General features: G+C 50.8%; 16 protein-coding genes. 12 read left to right on the top strand and 4 right to left on the bottom strand.

Annotated elements, in window-relative coordinates:
- Positions 1–3 precede the first annotated feature (3 nt).
- The 3 genes from AJ81_RS03600 to AJ81_RS03590 are packed head-to-tail and all read right to left on the bottom strand — an operon-like array spanning position 4 to position 1,724.
- Positions 4–741 carry an NAD-dependent protein deacylase gene (locus AJ81_RS03600; protein WP_031502193.1) on the bottom strand — a complete coding sequence of 246 codons (738 nt, stop codon included), beginning with the start codon at positions 739–741 and terminating at the stop codon, positions 4–6.
- Complete coding sequence (locus tag AJ81_RS03595) at positions 738–1,319, bottom strand: DUF4897 domain-containing protein (RefSeq protein WP_031502195.1); 582 nt, start codon at positions 1,317–1,319, stop codon at positions 738–740. Before AJ81_RS03595 ends, AJ81_RS03600 begins: the two co-directional genes overlap by 4 nt.
- A gap of 30 nt (positions 1,320–1,349) precedes the next feature.
- Positions 1,350–1,724, bottom strand: a complete 375-nt coding sequence (locus AJ81_RS03590; RefSeq protein ID WP_031502197.1) for a cyclophilin-like fold protein — start codon at positions 1,722–1,724, stop codon at positions 1,350–1,352.
- Positions 1,725–1,822: 98 nt separating this feature from the next.
- Here AJ81_RS03590 and AJ81_RS03585 point away from each other — a divergent pair, with 98 nt between their 5' ends.
- Genes AJ81_RS03585 through AJ81_RS03545 form a run of 9 tightly spaced genes read left to right on the top strand, consistent with a single transcriptional unit; the run spans position 1,823 to position 13,007 of the window.
- Positions 1,823–2,980 (top strand): DegT/DnrJ/EryC1/StrS family aminotransferase, encoded by a 1,158-nt coding sequence (locus tag AJ81_RS03585; protein ID WP_031502198.1) that lies wholly within the window; start codon positions 1,823–1,825, stop codon positions 2,978–2,980.
- A complete protein-coding gene (locus tag AJ81_RS03580) occupies positions 2,974–4,278 on the top strand; it encodes a nucleotide sugar dehydrogenase (protein ID WP_031502201.1) in 1,305 nt (434 codons plus the stop codon). Before AJ81_RS03585 ends, AJ81_RS03580 begins: the two co-directional genes overlap by 7 nt.
- Positions 4,279–4,291: 13 nt before the next feature.
- On the top strand, positions 4,292–6,343 hold the full coding sequence (locus AJ81_RS03575; RefSeq protein ID WP_096325180.1) for a sodium-translocating pyrophosphatase: 2,052 nt from the start codon (positions 4,292–4,294) through the stop codon (positions 6,341–6,343).
- Between the two features lie 4 nt (positions 6,344–6,347).
- Positions 6,348–7,847 carry a MutS-related protein gene (locus AJ81_RS03570; RefSeq protein WP_031502204.1) on the top strand — a complete coding sequence of 500 codons (1,500 nt, stop codon included), beginning with the start codon at positions 6,348–6,350 and terminating at the stop codon, positions 7,845–7,847.
- Positions 7,834–9,042, top strand: a complete 1,209-nt coding sequence (gene xseA / locus AJ81_RS03565) for an exodeoxyribonuclease VII large subunit (RefSeq protein ID WP_038059519.1) — start codon at positions 7,834–7,836, stop codon at positions 9,040–9,042. The genes AJ81_RS03570 and xseA overlap by 14 nt, the downstream gene beginning before the upstream one ends.
- On the top strand, positions 9,011–9,247 hold the full coding sequence (xseB, locus tag AJ81_RS03560; protein ID WP_051368794.1) for an exodeoxyribonuclease VII small subunit: 237 nt from the start codon (positions 9,011–9,013) through the stop codon (positions 9,245–9,247). Before xseA ends, xseB begins: the two co-directional genes overlap by 32 nt.
- Positions 9,213–11,090 (top strand): 1-deoxy-D-xylulose-5-phosphate synthase, encoded by a 1,878-nt coding sequence (dxs, locus tag AJ81_RS03555; protein ID WP_161687852.1) that lies wholly within the window; start codon positions 9,213–9,215, stop codon positions 11,088–11,090. Before xseB ends, dxs begins: the two co-directional genes overlap by 35 nt.
- Positions 11,059–11,391, top strand: coding sequence for an Asp23/Gls24 family envelope stress response protein (locus AJ81_RS03550; RefSeq protein ID WP_031502211.1), 333 nt, complete (start codon positions 11,059–11,061; stop codon positions 11,389–11,391). The genes dxs and AJ81_RS03550 overlap by 32 nt, the downstream gene beginning before the upstream one ends.
- Before the next feature lie 23 nt (positions 11,392–11,414).
- Positions 11,415–13,007, top strand: a complete 1,593-nt coding sequence (locus AJ81_RS03545; protein ID WP_306452430.1) for a DAK2 domain-containing protein — start codon at positions 11,415–11,417, stop codon at positions 13,005–13,007.
- Here AJ81_RS03545 and tdh read toward each other — a convergent pair whose 3' ends face one another.
- Positions 13,008–14,039, bottom strand: a complete 1,032-nt coding sequence (gene tdh, locus AJ81_RS03540; protein ID WP_031502214.1) for an L-threonine 3-dehydrogenase — start codon at positions 14,037–14,039, stop codon at positions 13,008–13,010. It lies immediately after the preceding gene.
- 97 nt (positions 14,040–14,136) lie between these two features.
- Here tdh and AJ81_RS03535 point away from each other — a divergent pair, with 97 nt between their 5' ends.
- The 3 genes from AJ81_RS03535 (at position 14,137) to AJ81_RS03525 (ending at position 18,510) form a co-directional block, all read left to right on the top strand.
- Positions 14,137–15,375, top strand: coding sequence for an aminotransferase class I/II-fold pyridoxal phosphate-dependent enzyme (locus AJ81_RS03535; protein WP_031502216.1), 1,239 nt, complete (start codon positions 14,137–14,139; stop codon positions 15,373–15,375).
- A 72-nt stretch (positions 15,376–15,447) separates the two neighbouring features.
- Positions 15,448–17,280, top strand: a complete 1,833-nt coding sequence (locus AJ81_RS03530; RefSeq protein ID WP_031502218.1) for an ABC transporter substrate-binding protein — start codon at positions 15,448–15,450, stop codon at positions 17,278–17,280.
- Between the two features lie 78 nt (positions 17,281–17,358).
- Complete coding sequence (locus AJ81_RS03525; RefSeq protein WP_031502220.1) at positions 17,359–18,510, top strand: ABC transporter permease; 1,152 nt, start codon at positions 17,359–17,361, stop codon at positions 18,508–18,510.
- The last annotated feature ends 3 nt before the right edge of the window (positions 18,511–18,513 follow it).

Genomic DNA, 18,513 nt, shown 5'->3' with positions numbered 1-18,513 from the left:
ATCTTATGTTGAGTGAAGGTGTTTGATCAACTCTCTTGCAAAGTCGCTGAGGTTCCTATCGAACTTGAAGTCTGCAAGATCGTCCAGTCCCGTCTTTCCTTTGTTAACGATGATGAGCTTCGCTCCATGTTCCTTCGCAATGATGGGAAGCTGCGCCGCAGGGTACACGACGAGGGAACTGCCGAGTACGATCATCAAATCGCATTCTCGAGCATGCCGCGTCGCTTCGCTCAGTGCATGCATGGGCAGACTCTCGCCAAAGAACACTATGTTCGGCCTGATCAAACCTCCACAGTCGCACCTTGGCACGGGGTTCGACTCGAGCAACTTTTTCACACTTTCGAGACTTCGAACTTTTCCACACCTGGTGCAATAGTACTCGAAAATGTTTCCGTGAAGTTCTATAACGTTCTTACTGCCTGCTTTTTGATGAAGCCCATCGATGTTCTGTGTGATGACGGCCTCAAGCAAACTTCGACTTTCGAGCTCTGCGAGCAGAGTGTGCGCATCGTTATGTTGAGCTTCGCTCATGGGAAGCAACGCTTCTCTCCAGAAACGATAGAAGCCCTCTGGCTCAGCGTATAAATAATCGATGTCGAAGATGTTCTCTGGGTACTTCGAATACAAACCGTTCGGGCCTCGGAAGTCCGGAATGCCACTCTCGGTACTCACACCCGCACCGGTGAGAGCGACAACGTGGTGTGAAGCTTTGATCTTCTCAAGAAGTTCCCGTTCGGTCACCTTGGTTCACCTTTTCTGAACACGACTCGGGGAAAAGTCATTGAACCTGTTGGTTTCCAATAAATCTGGTTGTCTAAGGTCCTGACGGGCGTCGGTTCCACCGACAGCACCACGGCGTCTTCGGGAATGACCACGACGATCTCGGAATCGGCGACGGCGTTGATCGACACGTCTCTGAGACTGGTATCCACAACGTCTTGCTCGACGACTGCCACATTCGAGAGCACTGCTTTCTCCATCACCTCGAGAATGCCAGACCGTTCTGTCACCGTTGATTCCATCGATATGACCTCAATCTGCCTTCCGAGCCTTTTGCTGACCTCCGCAAAGTACTGTTTGAACTGCTCGAGCGAACTCTGTCTATAATTCTGCAAATACTGCTGCTGCTTGGATGCATCTTTGAAGAAAAGGCCGGCCGTGGTTGTGAACGTGGCAGCGCCCGAATAATCGTACTCCATCCTACTTCTGTAGTAAACGACCTCGAAGGCCGGCCGCTGCAAAAACACACCGATGAGTTGCATCACGGTGAAAAACAGTACAAAAGCGATCAATAGGTAGAGTAACGTTCGCTGGTTCAATTCCTTACCTCCCAAGATATGTTAACACAATCACTCGATCTGGACCACGACTTTTGTACCAGACCTGACGTTTTTCAGCAAGTCCAAGCCCTCTTTGACCTTACCGATAACGTTCACCGCACTCGCCGGTCTAATCTTGTCATCACTGATGGGAGTTTTGCCGAAGAAGATGCAGATGGCCCTTCCAGGTATCCAGAAGGCCACGTCGCCCTCTTCCACCACATCTTTGCTGTTCTCCTCGATGGTCAGACGAACGGGCGTTTCGAAGTATATCTCGTCGCCCCAGCGGTTAGCGACCGATCTGATCGGAAGTTCTTTCCTTATGGCTTCAATCGTGAGAGGTGCCTTCTTTTCGTCCAGCTCCGCCACGCACTCGACTTGACCGAAGATGAATCTGAGTTTCATACCACGTCACCTCCCGTTCAAAGATTTTAGAGCAACCTTCTGCAAAGTTCAACAGCATGATATTGTAAAATTCATTCCAGTGAGAGGAGTGAGTGAAGATGAAAGTTCCGCTCTTTGACATGACCAGGCAGTACGAATCGCTCAGAGACGAGATTCTAAACGTTGTCGACTCGGTTTTCAAATCTGGCAGATTGATCATGGGGGAGAACGTCAAAAGATTCGAAGAAGAGATGCAAAACTATTTGAATGTGAAACACGCGATAGGAGTCGCAAACGGCTCGGACGCGTTGTACATAGCTGCCAGGTCTCTTGGCATCAAGGATGGAGACTTTGTCATCACGACGGCGTTCACCTTCTTTGCCACCGTGAGTTGCGTAACCAGAAACGGTGGCACACCGATCTTCGTCGATATCGATGAGAACACATTCAATATCGATCTGGATCAGGTGGAGAAGGTTCTGAAGGACCATCCAGCCCGAAATAAAATCAGGGCCATAATACCGGTTCATCTCTTCGGACGAACGGTGGACTTGGAAAGACTCGAGTACATCAGACAGCAGTATGGCGTGAAGATCCTCGAAGACTGTGCCCAATCCGTGGGGTCCACGTGGCAGTTTTCAGATGGCACAGTGAAGAAGAGCGGTAGCGTGGGTGATGTCTCGATACTCTCTTTCTTTCCAACCAAGAATCTTGGAGCCCATGGGGATGCCGGCATGATACTCACGAACGATGAGCATTTGGCAGAGTTCTGTCGGATCTTCAGGGTGCACGGTGCTAAGGTGAAATACTTCCATGAGATGGAGGGTGTCAACAGCAGACTGGACGAAGTGCAGGCGGCCATACTGCGTGTGAAGCTCAAAAGGCTCGATAGTTTTCATCAGCGCAGGAGAGATCTCGCAAAGCTGTACAACGAGTTGTTCGAGAAGTACGATTTGACGAACCACGTCGTTTGTCCACCGTTGGGAGAAGGTTTTGAATGTGTGTTCCACCAGTACGTGGTGAGGGTAAAACATGGACACAGGGACAGATTGAAGTCCTACCTTGAATCGCGCGGCGTCGAAACGGCAATCTACTATCCGTTGGGTATGCACAGGCAGAAGTGCTTCGCTCATTTACCTCGTGTGGAGCTTGAAAAAACGGATAGAGCCTGTGCAGAAGTCCTCGCGTTGCCCATGTTTCCTGAGCTTCGTGAAGAAGAAGTCGAGTATGTTGTGAAGTGCATCAAAGACTACTTCGAGGGGGAGTGTGCATGTTGAGAGACAAGCTCATCAACAAAACTGCGATCGTTGGTGTGATAGGGCTCGGTTATGTGGGACTTCCGCTTGCCGTTGAGAAGGCGAAGGCAGGTTTCACCGTCGTGGGTTTCGACATACAGAAAGAACGTGTGGATAAGGTGAACCGCGGTGAGAACTACATTGGTGACGTCGTGTCAGAAGATCTGGAGAGACTCGTGAGGGATGGCAAGCTTTCCGCGACGGTTGATTATGAAAGGCTCAGAGAGTGCGATGTGGTGAGCATATGCGTGCCCACGCCGTTGGACGAATACAAACAACCCGATCTCACGTACGTGGTGAACACCGCCAAGGAGATCGCCTTGAGGTTGCACAGAGACATGCTCGTTGTGCTTGAGTCCACCACGTATCCTGGTACGACGGAGGAAGTTATCAAGCCGATACTCGAGTCGAGTGGATTGAAGTGTGAGGAAGACTTCTATCTGGCCTTTAGCCCAGAGCGAGTCGATCCAGGAAACTTACTATACAAGACCAAGAACACCCCAAAGGTTGTTGGGGGTGTTGGTAAAAAGTCTTCAGAACTTGCGAAGTTGCTGTACGAGAGCGTGCTCGAAGCACCTGTTTTCGTAGTTTCCTCGGCGAAGGCTGCGGAGATGACAAAGATACTGGAGAACACTTTCAGAATCGTCAACATCGCGTTGGCTAACGAAATGGCAATCATCGCCGAGAAGATGGGGATAAACATATGGGAAGTCATAGAGGCAGCCTCTACAAAGCCTTTCGGTTTCATGCCCTTCTATCCCGGTCCGGGTGTCGGTGGTCACTGTATCCCGATCGATCCGTTCTACCTGACCTACAAGGCGAGACAGTACGATTACCACACCAGGCTCATCGAACTTGCCGGTGAGATAAACGACTCGATGCCAGGCTATGTTGTGAACAGGGTTATGAAGTTGCTCAACCAGAGGAAAAAATGTCTCAACGGTGCACACGTTCTGCTCGTTGGAATAGCGTACAAAGGTGATGTGGACGACGTAAGGGAATCACCAGCGCTGAAGGTGCTCAAGCTCTTGGAGGAGGAACAAGCAGAGGTCGTGGTCGTGGATCCGTACGTGGAATCCTTCAAGTGGAGAGGTTCAGAAAGGAAGACTCAGCATTTGACGGTGGAGCTCGCCCGCTGGGCCGATATAGCCATCATAACAACTGCGCACAGAAAGCGCATCGACTACAGAATTTTGGTGGAGAACTGCTCGCTCATTTTTGACACGAAGAACGTTCTGAAGAGTTTCAAACTCTCGAGTCCGAACATCGTGGTGCTGTGAGGAGGTGGAGAACGTGAGCTGGTTCGCACTGAGCCTTTTGGTTGGTGCGGTCTCGATGGTCTTGGCGCTCGCGCTTATGATTTACGTTTTAAGAAAGAATGCGGGCAACGAGAAGATGAAGCAGATCCACGACGCAATCAAAGAAGGGGCGCTCGCCTATCTGAGAAGGCAGAACAGAACTCTGGCTGTTTTCGTTCTGGTCATGGCGATCGTGCTGGGAGCTGTCACGAGTTTTCTCAAAGGAACGACGATGGGTTTTGCGATGGCGATCGCCTACGCACTCGGTTCGGCATGCACCACACTTGCCGCCTACGTGGGTATGAGAGCCGCCGTGGAAGCCAACGTGAGGGTGGCGGCCGCAGCACAGAAGGGACTCAAAGCGGCGTTCCCGGTGGCGTACTACGGCGGAGCGGTCATGGGCTTGTTCGTGGTCGGTATATCGTTGATGGGAATCTCGGTCTTGTTCTTTGTCTTCAAGGTGTTATTGGGTTGGTCTGATCCAGACGCGGCGAGCGTCGTCCTTGGTTTCAGCTTTGGAGCGAGCGCTTTGGCATTGTTCGCGAAGGCGGGTGGAGGCATCTACACCAAGACGGCGGACATCAGTGCCGATCTGGTCGGTAAGGTGGAACTTGGGATAGCGGAGGACGATCCGAGGAACCCTGCGGTGATAGCGGACAACGTCGGGGACAACGTTGGAGACGTTGCCGGCATGGGTGCGGATCTCACAGATTCCTACATTGCGAGCGTCGTTGCGACGATGATCATCGGTGCGGAGATTGCGAGTGAAACGCTCACTGTGTTGCCCTTAACCATAGCTGCGGCGGGATTGCTCTCCTCGATGTTGGCCTTGCTCTTCGTCGCGCGCAGCATCAAGAAGAGTCCGGGGAGGGCTTTGAACCTCGGAACGTTCTTGACGTGTTTCATCTTCATTGCGCTCCTGTTCTTGGTCACACGTTTTTCAGGTCTTGAGGGAAATTCGTGGCTGGGTGTGTTCTTACCGACGCTCGCGGGCCTCGGCGCCGGCATAGTGATAGGACTGACTTCGGATTACTTCACTTCAATAGAGAAGAAGCCGACGAAAACGATCGCCGAGGCATCGGTAACGGGCACTGCGATCAACATACTCATGGGATTCTCGTACGGACTGGTCAGCATCGTTCCACCCATCCTTTGTATCGCCGCGGCGACGATCGCATCTTGGTATCTGGCCAGAGCCTTTGGAATAGATCCGTTCTACGGTGTCGCGTCCGCCGCGCTCGGAATGCTCTCAATCGTGGGTACCATAATTTCTGCAGACGCCTACGGACCGATCTCTGACAACGCCAAAGGTGTAGCGGAGCAATCCGGTTTGGGTGAAGAAGTCATCGCGGTGACGGACATGCTCGATGCGGCCGGGAACACATCCAAAGCTATAACGAAGGGATTCGCCATAGGTTCAGCGGCCCTCACCGTGCTGGCGTTGTTCGCAGCTTACACACACCTTGTCGATATAAAAACGCTGGACTTGATGTCCCCCCAAGTGATCGCAGGCGTCTTTATAGGTGCCATGATGCCGCCACTGCTCTCTGCGATGTTGATTTTGGCGGTGAGCAGAAACTCCGAAAGAATGATAGAGGAAATAAGAAGGCAGTTCCGTGAGATACCCGGCCTTGCTGAGGGAAAGGCGAAGCCCGATTATGCGAAGTGTGTTGACATCGCTACGGCAGGTGCACTCAAAGAATTGCTCCTTCCAGGCATAGTCGCGATCGTGGCTCCGGCGCTGACGCTCGTTGTTCTTGGCCGAGAATCGCTGGCGGGATTCCTCGCGGGTAGTATCGTGAGCGGCATAATCTTCGCACTCTTCATGGCCAACTCTGGAGGTGCTTGGGACAACGCGAAGAAGTACATAGAGGAAGGCCACCTCGGGGGTAAAGGTTCTGAGGCACACAAAGCGGCCGTCGTTGGAGACACCGTTGGAGATCCGTTCAAAGACACCGCAGGTCCATCCCTCAACACGATGATCACGGTGATGTCATTGGTCGCAGAAGTCTTCGCTCCTTTGTTACTGTTGATGGTGAGTCGGTGAAAGAATGAGCGATTTCGTGGACGGACCAACGAGATCCTTCACGATGATCGATGAGATTCTGGGGCCTTTCTTACCAAAGACTGTGTACGGTAGGAGGGCCTTGGAGGATTTTTCTTGCATCATGAACTCTGAGGAACAATTTTCCTCCCACTGGAACAGGTTGAGAAGGGTTTTGAAACTGAGCAACGAGCTCGTGCTGAGTCTGGAGAAGATTCTGGAGAGGATTCCGGATCTGAGTCATCAGTTAGAGAGTGGCTTTCTGGAGATATCGGATTTTGCGAAGCTCAAAAGGTTCGTCTTCAATTTCTTGTCTCTTCGAAGGATTGCAGATCAGACTTGGGACCTACCAGAGATCAACGGCCTTTGGAAGGTTCTGTCGCACTACTTTGGCGATGGAGAAACTCTGCAGCTTCAGTCTGAAAGACTCGTTGCGCTGAGGAAAGCACACCTTGAGACATCAAAGAAATTGAAGATGGAACTCAACCGGCTGTGCGACGAAATACAAACCTTAGTGGGCCTGAGGCCTCGTGGTGAGGAGTTCACAGTTTCTGCACAGGTCGGAGAGAAACTCGTCGAATCGAGACTGGCACAGATTGTGAAGGATTACGGTGAACGTTGGCACCTGCGCCTGGTTGATACCGAGTGGACAACGTCGCTGAAGAACGATCTGGAGCGTTTAGAAGAGGAGATGGAACTCGAGGCTTCAAAACTTTTGAAGGATGTCAGCAGAAAGATTGCAGATTTTGTGGATTTACTCATTTTGTGTGAGCGTGCCGTCGAGACTGTCGATCTGGACCTTTCCCGTTACAGGATGTACTTCGAATATGGTTGTTGCGAACCCACACTCTCACAGAACCTCAGGATGATAAAGGGCAGGTTCGTTCCCACTTTGAATTACTGCAGAAAGAACGGTTACGAGTACTATCCGATCAGTCTGGAAACAGGACCGGGTGTGACGGTGCTGTGTGGGCCAAACATGGGAGGAAAGACGACGGCGCTCAGGACCATAGGTTCATTTGTGCTTCTGTTTCAGCTCGGTTATCCTGTTCCAGCTGAAGAGTTTTCGAGTCCTATTTTCAAGTTCGTACGCTTTGTTTCGAGAGGAGAAGAAATGGGTTTCAGTTCGTTCGCCAAAGAGATCCGCTCGCTCGTTCAAGCACTTCAGCTCGAAGGAAGAAAGTTGCTGTTGCTCGACGAGTTCGGAACGAGCACCAATCCAATTGAAGGAGAGGCGCTCGCACTCGCTATCGTGGAACATTTGCTTGGTTCTTCAGATCATGTTTTCCTGACGACGCACTATCCACGTGTTGTCATGCAAGCTAAGAACGTTTACAGCTGTGGAAGGATAAAGAACTTCGAGGAAGAAGATCCACACAAAATGTTCGATTATTCGCTCGTTCCGAACGTCAAGCAGGTTGAAAGAATCGGTCTCAAACTTGCGCAAAAACTGGGTTTGCCTTCAAAAATCGTCGAGAAGGCGAGGAAGCACTGTGGATTGGAATGAGGAGCGCGTTTACACTGTCAGCGACATCACCTTCTACATAGAGAATCTCTTTGAAGGCGATCCAAACCTGACGGACGTTACGGTCGCAGGCGAGGTTATTGATTGCAGGACGAGGAACAACCATCTGTTCTTCTCTTTGAAGGATGATTACGCTTCGATCGGTTGTATTCTGTTTGGAGGGGCACACATGCAGGTTCATCTGGAGAGCGGACAGATGGTTCAGGTCACCGGAGATGTCAGAGTTTACGCCCCGAGAGGTCAGTACAGACTCCTGTGCAAGAAATTGAAGTTGCTTTCCGGCAGAGGTGCCATGTTTCTGAAGCTGAAAGAAACCTACGAGAAGCTGAACAGGATGGGTGTGTTCTCCAGACCGAAGAAAAAGTTGCCGAGATTTCCTTCGCTGATTGGTGTCATCACCTCGAGGGATTCAGCAGCTTTTCAGGACATAGTGAGAACGATTTCGGAGAGGTTTCCATTCGTCAAACTGGTGCTCTATCACACAAGTGTTCAGGGAGAGTCAGCCAAGGAGGAGATTTTGAGGGCTCTGTCCGATGCAAACCTTCGTGAACTGGACGTTGTCATAATAGCGAGGGGTGGAGGCGCGAAGGAAGATCTGTGGTTGTTCAACGACGAGGAGGTTGTGATGAGCGTTTATGAACTGAGGCATCCTGTGATCACGGGAGTCGGACACCAGATAGACACGGTGCTCGTTGATCTTGTGGCCGATGTGGCTGCCCACACACCGACCGCGGCTGCGCAGTATGCGGTACCCGACATACGAGACGTTATGAACGGCGTGCAACAGTCGTTGGGGTTGTGCTATTCTAACGTGCTGAGAATCTTGAACAACGTCAGGGAACATTCCGAAGAGCTACTGCTCGAGATGAAAGGCAGCGTAATCGAGTCTTTGGAAGACTTCAGAAAACTTTCACAGCAAAGGCTCGAAGAGATGAAATCTGCGATCGATAGAAAGATCGATTCTTTGAACCAAAGGATGGAACTACTGGGTGCCAAGCTGAACCTTCTTGATCCGATCTCTGAACTTAAGCGCGGTTATGTGATCGCGGAAAAGGATGGTGTGAGAATGGTATCGAAAAGCCAGTTATCCCATGGAGATGTGCTCGTGATAAGATTCCACGATGGGTCGGTGAGGGTGATAGTGGATGAAGATAGAAGATATGATGAACGAGCTTGAGAGAATTGTTGAGCTTCTGAACTCTCAGAATTTGTCACTCGATGAATCACTCGAGTTCTACAGAAGGGGCATCGAGATGTACAAAAGGTTGCAGGAAGCGCTGAACAAGGCAAAGATCGAGGTTGAGGATCTGTACGCACAGTTGCATCGGAGCGAGGTGCAAACGTATGCTGACGATAGATCAACTGAAGGACGCGAAGGTTGAGGATTTAGAAAGATTCGCCGATTTGATAAGAAAGAGGATCATCGAGGTCGTTTCACAGAACGGAGGCCATCTGGCTTCCAATCTGGGTGTTGTTGAGCTCACATTGGCGCTCTACAAAGTGTTCGACCCGAGACAAGACGTGATCGTTTGGGACACCTCCCATCAGTGCTACGCGCACAAGCTCTTGACTTACAGATGGAACGAGTTTTCAACGCTCAGAAAGTTTGGGGGCATAAGCGGTTTCAACACCACTAAGGAAAGCCCGCTGGACAGGTTTGGCGCAGGCCATGCTGGTACGGCGGTGGCTGCCGCACTGGGCATAGAGAAGGGGCTGAACCTGCTCGGTCAGAAGAAGAATGTGGTGGTCGTTCTCGGTGACGGTGCACTGACGAATGGAGAAACGCTCGAGAGTTTGAACCAGTTGAAGAGTTTGAATTCGAAATTGAAGATCGTACTCAACGACAACGGTATGTCCATTTCTCAAAACGTTGGAGCACTCTCAGAAGCTTTCGCCAAATTGCGTACGAGCCAGGCGTATCTCACTTTCAAGAATCTGGTCAAAAAGGCGCTCTCGATTTCCTCATTGGGAAAGAATCTCGAAGAAGAATTGAAAAGACTCAGAGAGAGCCTGAAACAATTCATTCAGGGTGTGGATTTCTTCGAGGCACTCGGCTTGAAACACATCGGGCCCGTGGACGGCCACGATCTGAGGCTCCTCGTTGGGATATTCGAAAGAATAAGGGATTACGATTATCCTGTCGTCGTGCATGTCGTCACACAGAAGGGTAGAGGTTACAAACCGGCGGAGGAGAACTGTGTTTTCTTCCACAGCTCACCGAAATTCGATCCAGAATCTGGCGAGCCCGTCCTCAAGGAAGGTTGGCTCTCCTACAGTGAGGTCTTTGGTGAAACCCTGTTAAGACTGGCTCAGACCGACGAAAAGTTGTTCGCTATAACGGCGGCGATGCCAGACGGAACCGGCCTGAGGAAGTTTTCAGAAAGCCTGCCCGACAGGTTCGTGGATCTGGGTATCACCGAACAGTCATGTGTGACTTTCGCAGCGGGGCTCGCGAGCGTCGGCATGAGACCAGTTGTGGCTATCTATTCGACATTCCTGCAACGTGCGTACGATCAGATCGTTCACGATGTGGCGCTTCAAGATCTGAACGTGATCTTCGCCGTGGATCGTGCGGGGTTGGTCGGTGAGGATGGTCCGACGCACCATGGGGTTTTCGATATCGCTTTGTTCAGAACGGTCCCGAACAGTAAAATATTTGCTCCGCGCAGCCTGCAAGACCTTGTGAACGTGCTGAGATCCGTGGTTGAAATGAACGTGAACGGAACTGTGGCGATCAGGTACCCAAAACAGACGGAAGCAGGGATTTTCGAAGAACTTTGGAACCAATCGAAGTTGATCGATCCGTTCCAGTGGGAGATCATCAAAGAGGGAAAGGACGTGGCTGTTCTCGCTGTCGGAACGATGGTGCAGAACGTTCTCAGTGCAAACTTGAACGCCACGGTTGTTCATGTGCGTTGTGTCAAGCCTCTGGACGAAAAAACGCTCTTGAGGATCGCTGAGACTCACGAATCGATCGTCACCGTGGAAGAGGGTGTGATCAATGGAGGTTTTGGGGAATCTGTCTTGAATTTTCTGAACGACAGGGGCTTGGTCAAAAAGGTTCTTCTCATGGGGATCGAGGATGATTTCGTACCGCACGGTAGTAGGGAGGAACTCTTGAAGTTGCAAAAGCTTGATCCAGAGAGCATTCGCGATCGTGTGGTATTATTTTTGAGAAAGGAGGTAGGAACCTATGGTGATCAAGTTGGAATGCGGAGATCTTGAAGTGAGTTTGAAAGCACTCAAGAAACTCGCGTACATAGCCACGCTTCAGAGCTATGGGCCTGTGAACATTTCATCGGAAAGCTTTTTTGGAAAGCTTTTTGGCGAGAAAGAAGAAGAAAGGATCAAAGTCGAGGAACATGACAGCGGAAAGGTCGTTGTGGACATCTACATAGAGGTGGAGTACGGGGTGAAGGTCACAGAGGTGGCCAAGAACATCATGGAAAACGTGTCTCACGTCATGCAGAATGTTGGTGGTTGCGAGGACGTTGAGGTTAACGTGCACGTTACGGGAGTTCGTTGAGGAGGTGTGCTGACTTGCCAAAAGTGAATGGCAAATTCATGAAGCTCGCGTTCGAGAAAGGGACAGAGGAACTCGCACTCCACGTGGATGAGTTGAACGCCCTCAACGTCTTTCCCGTTCCCGATGGTGACACCGGATCGAACATGCTCGCAACCATGCGCGAGGGTTGCAAGTACTTGGAGCAACTGACGAAGACCGATCTTTGTTCTGTCATGGAAGCAATAAAGAATGGTACATTGATGGGAGCACGTGGAAATTCCGGAGTGATACTTTCACAAATTTTCAGAGGTTTTGCGATTTACTGTGAGAAAAAGAAATCCTTAGAGCCCCGAGATATCCTGGGAATGATAAAGGAAGCAAAGAACGTGGCGTACAAAGCCGTCATGAAACCGGTTGAAGGTACGATCCTCACCGTGTTGAGGAGAATCGTCGAACGTTCCGAAGAAGCTGCAAACTTTCAAGATTTTCCGGAAGTCTTGAAGTGGATAGTCCAAGTTGCCGAAGAAGCAGTCAAAGAAACTCCGAAACTTTTGCCGGTTCTCAGAGAGGCAAATGTGGTGGACGCCGGTGCGAAGGGATTGCTCTACATATTCAAAGGTTTCTACGCCGCTGCGCTCGGGGAGAAAGCAAATTTGGAGCTACTCACGAGCAAGGATGGTGAAGTGACGGTCGAACTTCCAATCGAGGAGCTGACCTTTCAGTACTGTACAGAGGTGATGATAAAGAGAGAGAACAACTTTTCCGATGTGGAAGTGGAACTGTTCAGGAGTTTCCTTGAAGGTATGGGAGACTCTGCTGTTGTGGTGCACGACTCGGCCATTCTGAAAACGCACGTGCACACGAACAATCCCGGTCTGGTCATAGAAGAGGCACTGAAGTACGGAGAGATCTTGAAGGTGAAGATAGACAACATGAAACTGCAGCATGAGCACGTTGTGCAACAAGCCGAGCAGAGAAGAAAGTACGGTTTCGTCGCCGTCTCACCGGGCCAGGGTATCAGCACGATACTGAGGAATCTCGGCGTGGACCAGATCGTTCGCGGTGGACAAACTATGAACCCCAGCACGGCGGATTTGAAGATCGCGATCGAGAGGGTCAACGCCGACGTTGTTTTCGTGTTTCCGAACAATCCCAACATCCATATGGCTGCCAAGCAGGCGGCGGAGCAAATCAACGACAAGAAGGTGATCATCATACCGACGAACACCGTCCAAGAGTGTATCTCAGCCATGATGGCCTTCGATCCGAACGAATCGGAAGAAGCGTTGACAAGAAAATTCAAGGAGGCCGCGAGCTACATAATCGCCTTGAGCATCACGCGTGCCGTCAGAGACGCAAAGCACAACGGCACGAAGATCAAGAAAGGTGAATACATGATCTTGAAAGGCAAAGCGCTGATCGCACACGGTCAATCGTTGAAGCAGGCGCTGCACAGAGCGTTGCTCGCACTGGATCTGAGAGGAAGAGAGATCGTCACGATATTCAAGGGTCAAGACGCCAGAGACGACGATGTGGCCATCTTAGAAAATGTTTTCAAGAACGTTATGGACAATCCTCAGATAGATGTTCAAGAGGGAGGTCAACCACACTATCCGTACCTTCTGATGATCGAATGATCAGAGCCTCATGACAACCTTTCCACACTCTCCCTTCATCATCAGTTCGAAACCGTATTTCCATTCATCGAATCTGATAACGTGTGTCACGACCTTCGAGAGGTCCACTTTTTTGTGCTTCAGGAGTCTGTCCGCCACATACCATGTTTCGAACATTCTTCTTCCCGTGATACCGAAGAGTCTGAGAGATTTGAAGGTGATGAGTTCGTCGATGTTGATGGAAACCTCCTTCCCGTAGAGTCCAAGGATCGAGACGGCTCCTCCGTTCGTCGTTACCTTCAGACCCTGTTTGAGCGCTTCCACGCTTCCGGACATTTCCAGGAACACGTCGACACCGTTTCCATCGGTCAGCTGCATCACTCTACTTTCAAGGTTTTCCTTCGTGGGATCTATGACAATGTCCGCACCGTTGGCGAGTGCGAGAGATTTTCTGAATTCCTTTATTTCCGAAGCGATTATGAAAGCCGCACCCGAAGCCTTCGCCACCTGTATCGCCATGGCACCTATGGGTCCGACGCCACTGATCAAAACGATCTTACCCGTGAGGTCCTCGACGCTTGCCGTGTGGACGGCATTACCGAAAGGTTCCATCACCGATGCGAAGGTCGGATCGATTTCTTTCGACAACTTCCACACCACGGTCTGAGGAACCTTCACGTACTCGGCAAACGCCCCGTTGACATCAACACCGAGTATCTTCATGTCCCGACAGACATGCATTCTGTTCGTTCGGCACTGTGCACAACTCAAACAGGGTATGTGCGTCTCACAAGCGACGTAGTCTCCAACTTTCACCGTCTGGACGGCTTCACCAACCTTCTCCACGATTCCTGAGAACTCGTGTCCGATTATGAGTGGTGGTTTTATTCGGCTTTGCGCCCAACTGTCCCATCTGTAGATGTGCACGTCCGAACCACATATGGAAGCCGTTTTTACCTTGATGAGAACCTCCGTCGGACCCGGTTCATCCGGATCCGGCACCTGCATCATCGTGAGACCTTCCGCCATGGATGTCTTCACCAAAGCCTTCATGTGTCATCCTCCTTTCTGTCTCTTCCAAATCACAGTGTACAACAAAGCACTACAAAAACAAAACATTGTATAATGACCATGGAAGGGGGCGACAACGGTGGCGATAGACAGACTGGAAAACGCTTTGTTCCAAGAGCTGGAACAGCTCAAGAGGGAGGGAAGGGCGAAGGGAAAGGAATTCATCATCGTCGATGTGAAGAAACCGTCCGATGGTAAGGGTCCAAGGTATTTGTTGAAGGGCTTCGGCAACAAAGAATTCATAAGGATGAACTCGAACTCGTATTTGGGGATGTCTCTGAGGGAGGACATCATAAAGGTGGAGGAGGAAACCGCGCGCAAGTTCGGTGTCGGACCGGGCGCCGTGAGGTTCATAAGCGGGACATTTCAACCCCACAGAGAGCTTGAGAAAGCCCTCGCGAGGTTTCACGCGAGAGAAGAGGCGATGATCTACAGTGCCGCGTACGTGACGGTGATAGGTGTCATCGCCTCGCTCGTAACTCCAGAGACTATAGTCATCAGTGACGAGTTGAACCACAACTGCATCATAAATGCGGTGAGGCTCGCACGACCGAAGGAAAGGTTCATATACAGACACCTCGACATGAAGGATCTCGAGGAAAAGATCGTTCAAAGCGTCGGTAAGGCAGAGAGGCTGATCATCGTCACGGACGGTGTGTTCAGCATGAGAGGAGATTACGCTCCTTTGAACGTGATACAGAGCCTGGCGGAAAAGTACGATCGACATTTTCCTCAGAACATCGTCACCATCGTTGACGATTCGCACGGCGTTGGAGCCTTCGGTCAGACGGGGAGAGGCACCGAAGAAGTCACAAACGCTAAGGCGGATCTTTTGATTGGAACTCTTGGGAAAGCCTTCGGTGTCAACGGAGGATACGTCGTTTCGAGTGAGATACTGATCACTTACCTCAGAGAGAAGGCGATCACGTACATCTATTCCAATCCCATCACTCCGGCCGAGGCCGCCTGTGCTTTGAAAGTGTTGCAAATCCTGGACAGTCAGGAGGGAAGAGAAAAGCTCTCTTACCTGAGAGGCTTGGCGAGAAGATTCCGCGAAGGTTTGGTCAGGCTGGGTTATGAGACGATCGAGAGCGAACATCCTATTGTCCCACTTCTGGTGAGAGACACGAAAAGGACGGCAGATTTGGTGAACTATCTGATCGAACATGGCGTGCTCGCCACTGGGTTGAACTATCCTGTTGTGCCGAAGGGTGATGAAACGATAAGGTTCCAAGTGAACGCAGACCACACACCCGCTGACATAGACTACGTCTTGAACGTTTTGGAAAAATACAAAAGGGAACGATGGAACGGCTGAAACACTTGTCAAGTCACGATTTTATGATAGTATAATATGAAATGCCAAAACCCAAGAAGGGAGGTAGAGGGAATGAGAAAGCTGTTCGTGTTTGTCAGCATCCTGGTTGTGCTCTCAGTCTTCGCACAGACTATCAACTGGGCGCTGTTGGAGGAACCTAAGACGCTGAATCCATGGAATCACTACGGTCCAAACGCCACAGTGTGGAACTCGTACGTGCTCGGAACTTGGTACGGAGCGCTGTACAGTTATTCTGACGTGAGGTTCGACTGGATTCCAAGCCTTGCAGCGGATCTTCCAAAGATCGAGCAGGAAGGGAATCTGTGGGCGTACACGGTACCTCTGAGAAAGGATGTGTTTTGGTCTGACGGGACGCAGTTCACCGCGGACGATGTTGTCTGGACAATGAACACCGTTATGAAATTGATCAAGGAATACGGTCTTGGTGGAAACTGGGCAAGCATGATCGATCCTGACTACTTCGTCAAAGCAGAAAAAATCGATGATTTCACGGTGAAGATCTACTTCACTCAGCCGAGTCTGGCGAAGGCGAACTTCGGAGCCCTGATGGCCCCCATTCTGTCCAAGAAATACTGGGAACCAAAAGTTGAAGAAGCGTTGAAGACGGGAGCTCCCTTGCAGACTCTCTACAACTACGACAACTTTGATGAACCCATCATAGGCCCGTTCAAGTTGGTCAAATGGGAAAAGGGAGCGTTCGTCCAGCAGAAGGCCAGGCCAGACTACTTCGACAAAGGAAGCACTCTCATCCTCTACAAGAACGGTGCGGTTGAGATCAAGAACCCCAATACCGGTTTCTATTGGGCTGGCTACGGTGAACCCACGGGTGAAAAGATGCTCGAGCTCGTCACTGGTCCCTACGTGGAAGACATCATTTACAGGATATACCTGAACAGGGCGGCTGCGATCACTGCGTTGATAAACGGCGATGTGAGCTTCGTGTTCAACTCTCTCGGTCTGCAGAAGGGTGAGGCAGACCAGCTTGCCAAGGCCAGTGGCGTGAAGGTCATCAGCAACACGACGAACGGCTTCAGGTACATGTGCTTCAACATGAGAAGATACCCGATGAGCATCAAGGAATTCAGACAGGCCATAGCTGCGCTCATCGACAGAGAGTTCCTCTGCTCAAGGGTCCTTGGTGGTCAGGCCTTCCCGCAGTACAGCGTCGTGCCCGTTGGAAACGCCTTCTGGTACAACCCGAAGGTTCCGGAAATCACACCAGGTTACGGTATGAGCTACGGTGAGAGAAGAAAACTCGCGATAGATCTTCTGAAGAAGGCTGGTTTCAAATGGGTTGTCGAACCGAAGATCGAAGGTAACAACGTCGTGAGACAGGGTAGAGGTCTCATCGCTCCGAACGGTCAGAGGATCGAACAGATCGAGTTGCTCGCTCCGGGCACCGGATACGACCCAATGAGAGCCACGATGGCGCTCTACATCGAAAGATGGGCGAACGAAATAGGCATACCCATCAAGGCCAACCTGGTGGACTTCAACTACATCGTCCAGAGGGTCTGGGACGAGCCGTTCAACTTCGACATCTACATGCTCGGTTGGAGTTTGGGCTACTATCCAGACCACATGGCCGACTTCTTCCACAGCAAACGCGCCGGTGTGGGCGACTTCAATGCGGCCGGTTACAACAACCCAGAGTTCGACAAACTCGCCGATGAATTCTTAGCAGCTTCCGACATAAACAAGGCGAAGGAGCTCGGCTTCAAGCTTCAGGAAATCTTAGCAGAGGACCTTCCGTACATCGTTCTGTTCGACACACCAATCGTGGAAGCCTACAGGGTCGATCAAATCGTATTCCCGTACGAACAAACGCTGTCTGGTTTGCAATATGTGGGCGGAGTGCCTGCACTCGTCAAGACTGCTCAATGAAGATGATTTCGTAGCGCTGTAAATGTGCCCAACCGCCCGTCTGGGCGGTTGGGTTTTTCACAAAGGAGGAGATCGAGCGTGCTGAAGTTTCTCGGAAAGAGAGTGCTGCAAATAGTCATACTACTGTTCATCTACGTGACGGTGGTGTACTGGTTGATCGAAGCGATGCCGGGCAGTTTCGTCGATCAGTACCTTCTCAATCCGAAGCTGACGCCGGAGATCAGGGAGAATTTGAAACGACAGTTTGGCTTCGACAAGCCCGCACATATCAGATATCTGATCTATATGAAAAACTTTCTAACGCTGGACCTGGGGATCTCCTTCTCTTACTTTCCCACCAGGGTGACGACGATCATAGCAGAAAGGTTACCGAGGACAGTTTTCCTTTTCGTCACTTCCACGCTTGTTTCTTATCTGCTTGGATACAACCTCGGAAAAAGGGCAGCGTGGAAAAGGAGTGGTTTGCTCGATAAAACGACCACGTTCGTTGGGATCGTCTTTTGGACGATTTTCTTACCATTGCTTGCAATTTTCAACATCTGGTTGTTCGGTGTGATTCTGAAGATCTTGCCCCTCAACCAGTTCATTGACCCGAACCTGTGGAAGACCGCACCTTTATCGGCACAAACGATCTTCATCAGGCTTCTCTTGACGGCCTTGGTGTTTCTCGTAGTTTTTCTGATCGCCCTACTGATCTCAAACAGACTCAAAACGATTCCCGCTAAGAAAGCCGTGCTTTACACTTCTTCAGCTATTACTGTCGTTATTTCAATCGTGATATGGATCCTCTCGGGCTATTCTGTTTACGCCTGGGATATCATAAAGCACATGGTGCTTCCAGTGCTCACACTGACCCTCTACTCTTTTGCGGGTAGTATGCTCGTCATGCGCGACACGATGCTGGACGTCATAAGGGAGGACTACATAACCACCGCTAAGGCGAAAGGTTTACCGGACAACGTCGTCAGGGACAAGCACGCTGCGAGGAACGCGCTCTTGCCTTTGGTCACCAACTTCGTCATAAGCTTGGGATTCACGGTGGGTGGCGGTATCATTACGGAAACGATGTTCTCCTGGCCAGGCATCGGGCGCGCGTATTTGGAGGCGTTGAACACTCAAGATACACCCCTGTTGATAGGCCTTTTGGTCTTCACGGGTATCTTCGTTTTGATCGCGCATTTGGTTGCTGATGTTCTCTACGCGGTCCTCGATCCGCGCATAAGGTATTGAAGG

Source organism: Pseudothermotoga hypogea DSM 11164 = NBRC 106472 (assembly GCF_000816145.1).
In the GTDB taxonomy this organism is placed as follows: domain Bacteria; phylum Thermotogota; class Thermotogae; order Thermotogales; family DSM-5069; genus Pseudothermotoga_A; species Pseudothermotoga_A hypogea.
Note: the sequence above shows the minus strand (reverse complement) of the source record. Positions and strands in the feature narration are given on the sequence as shown.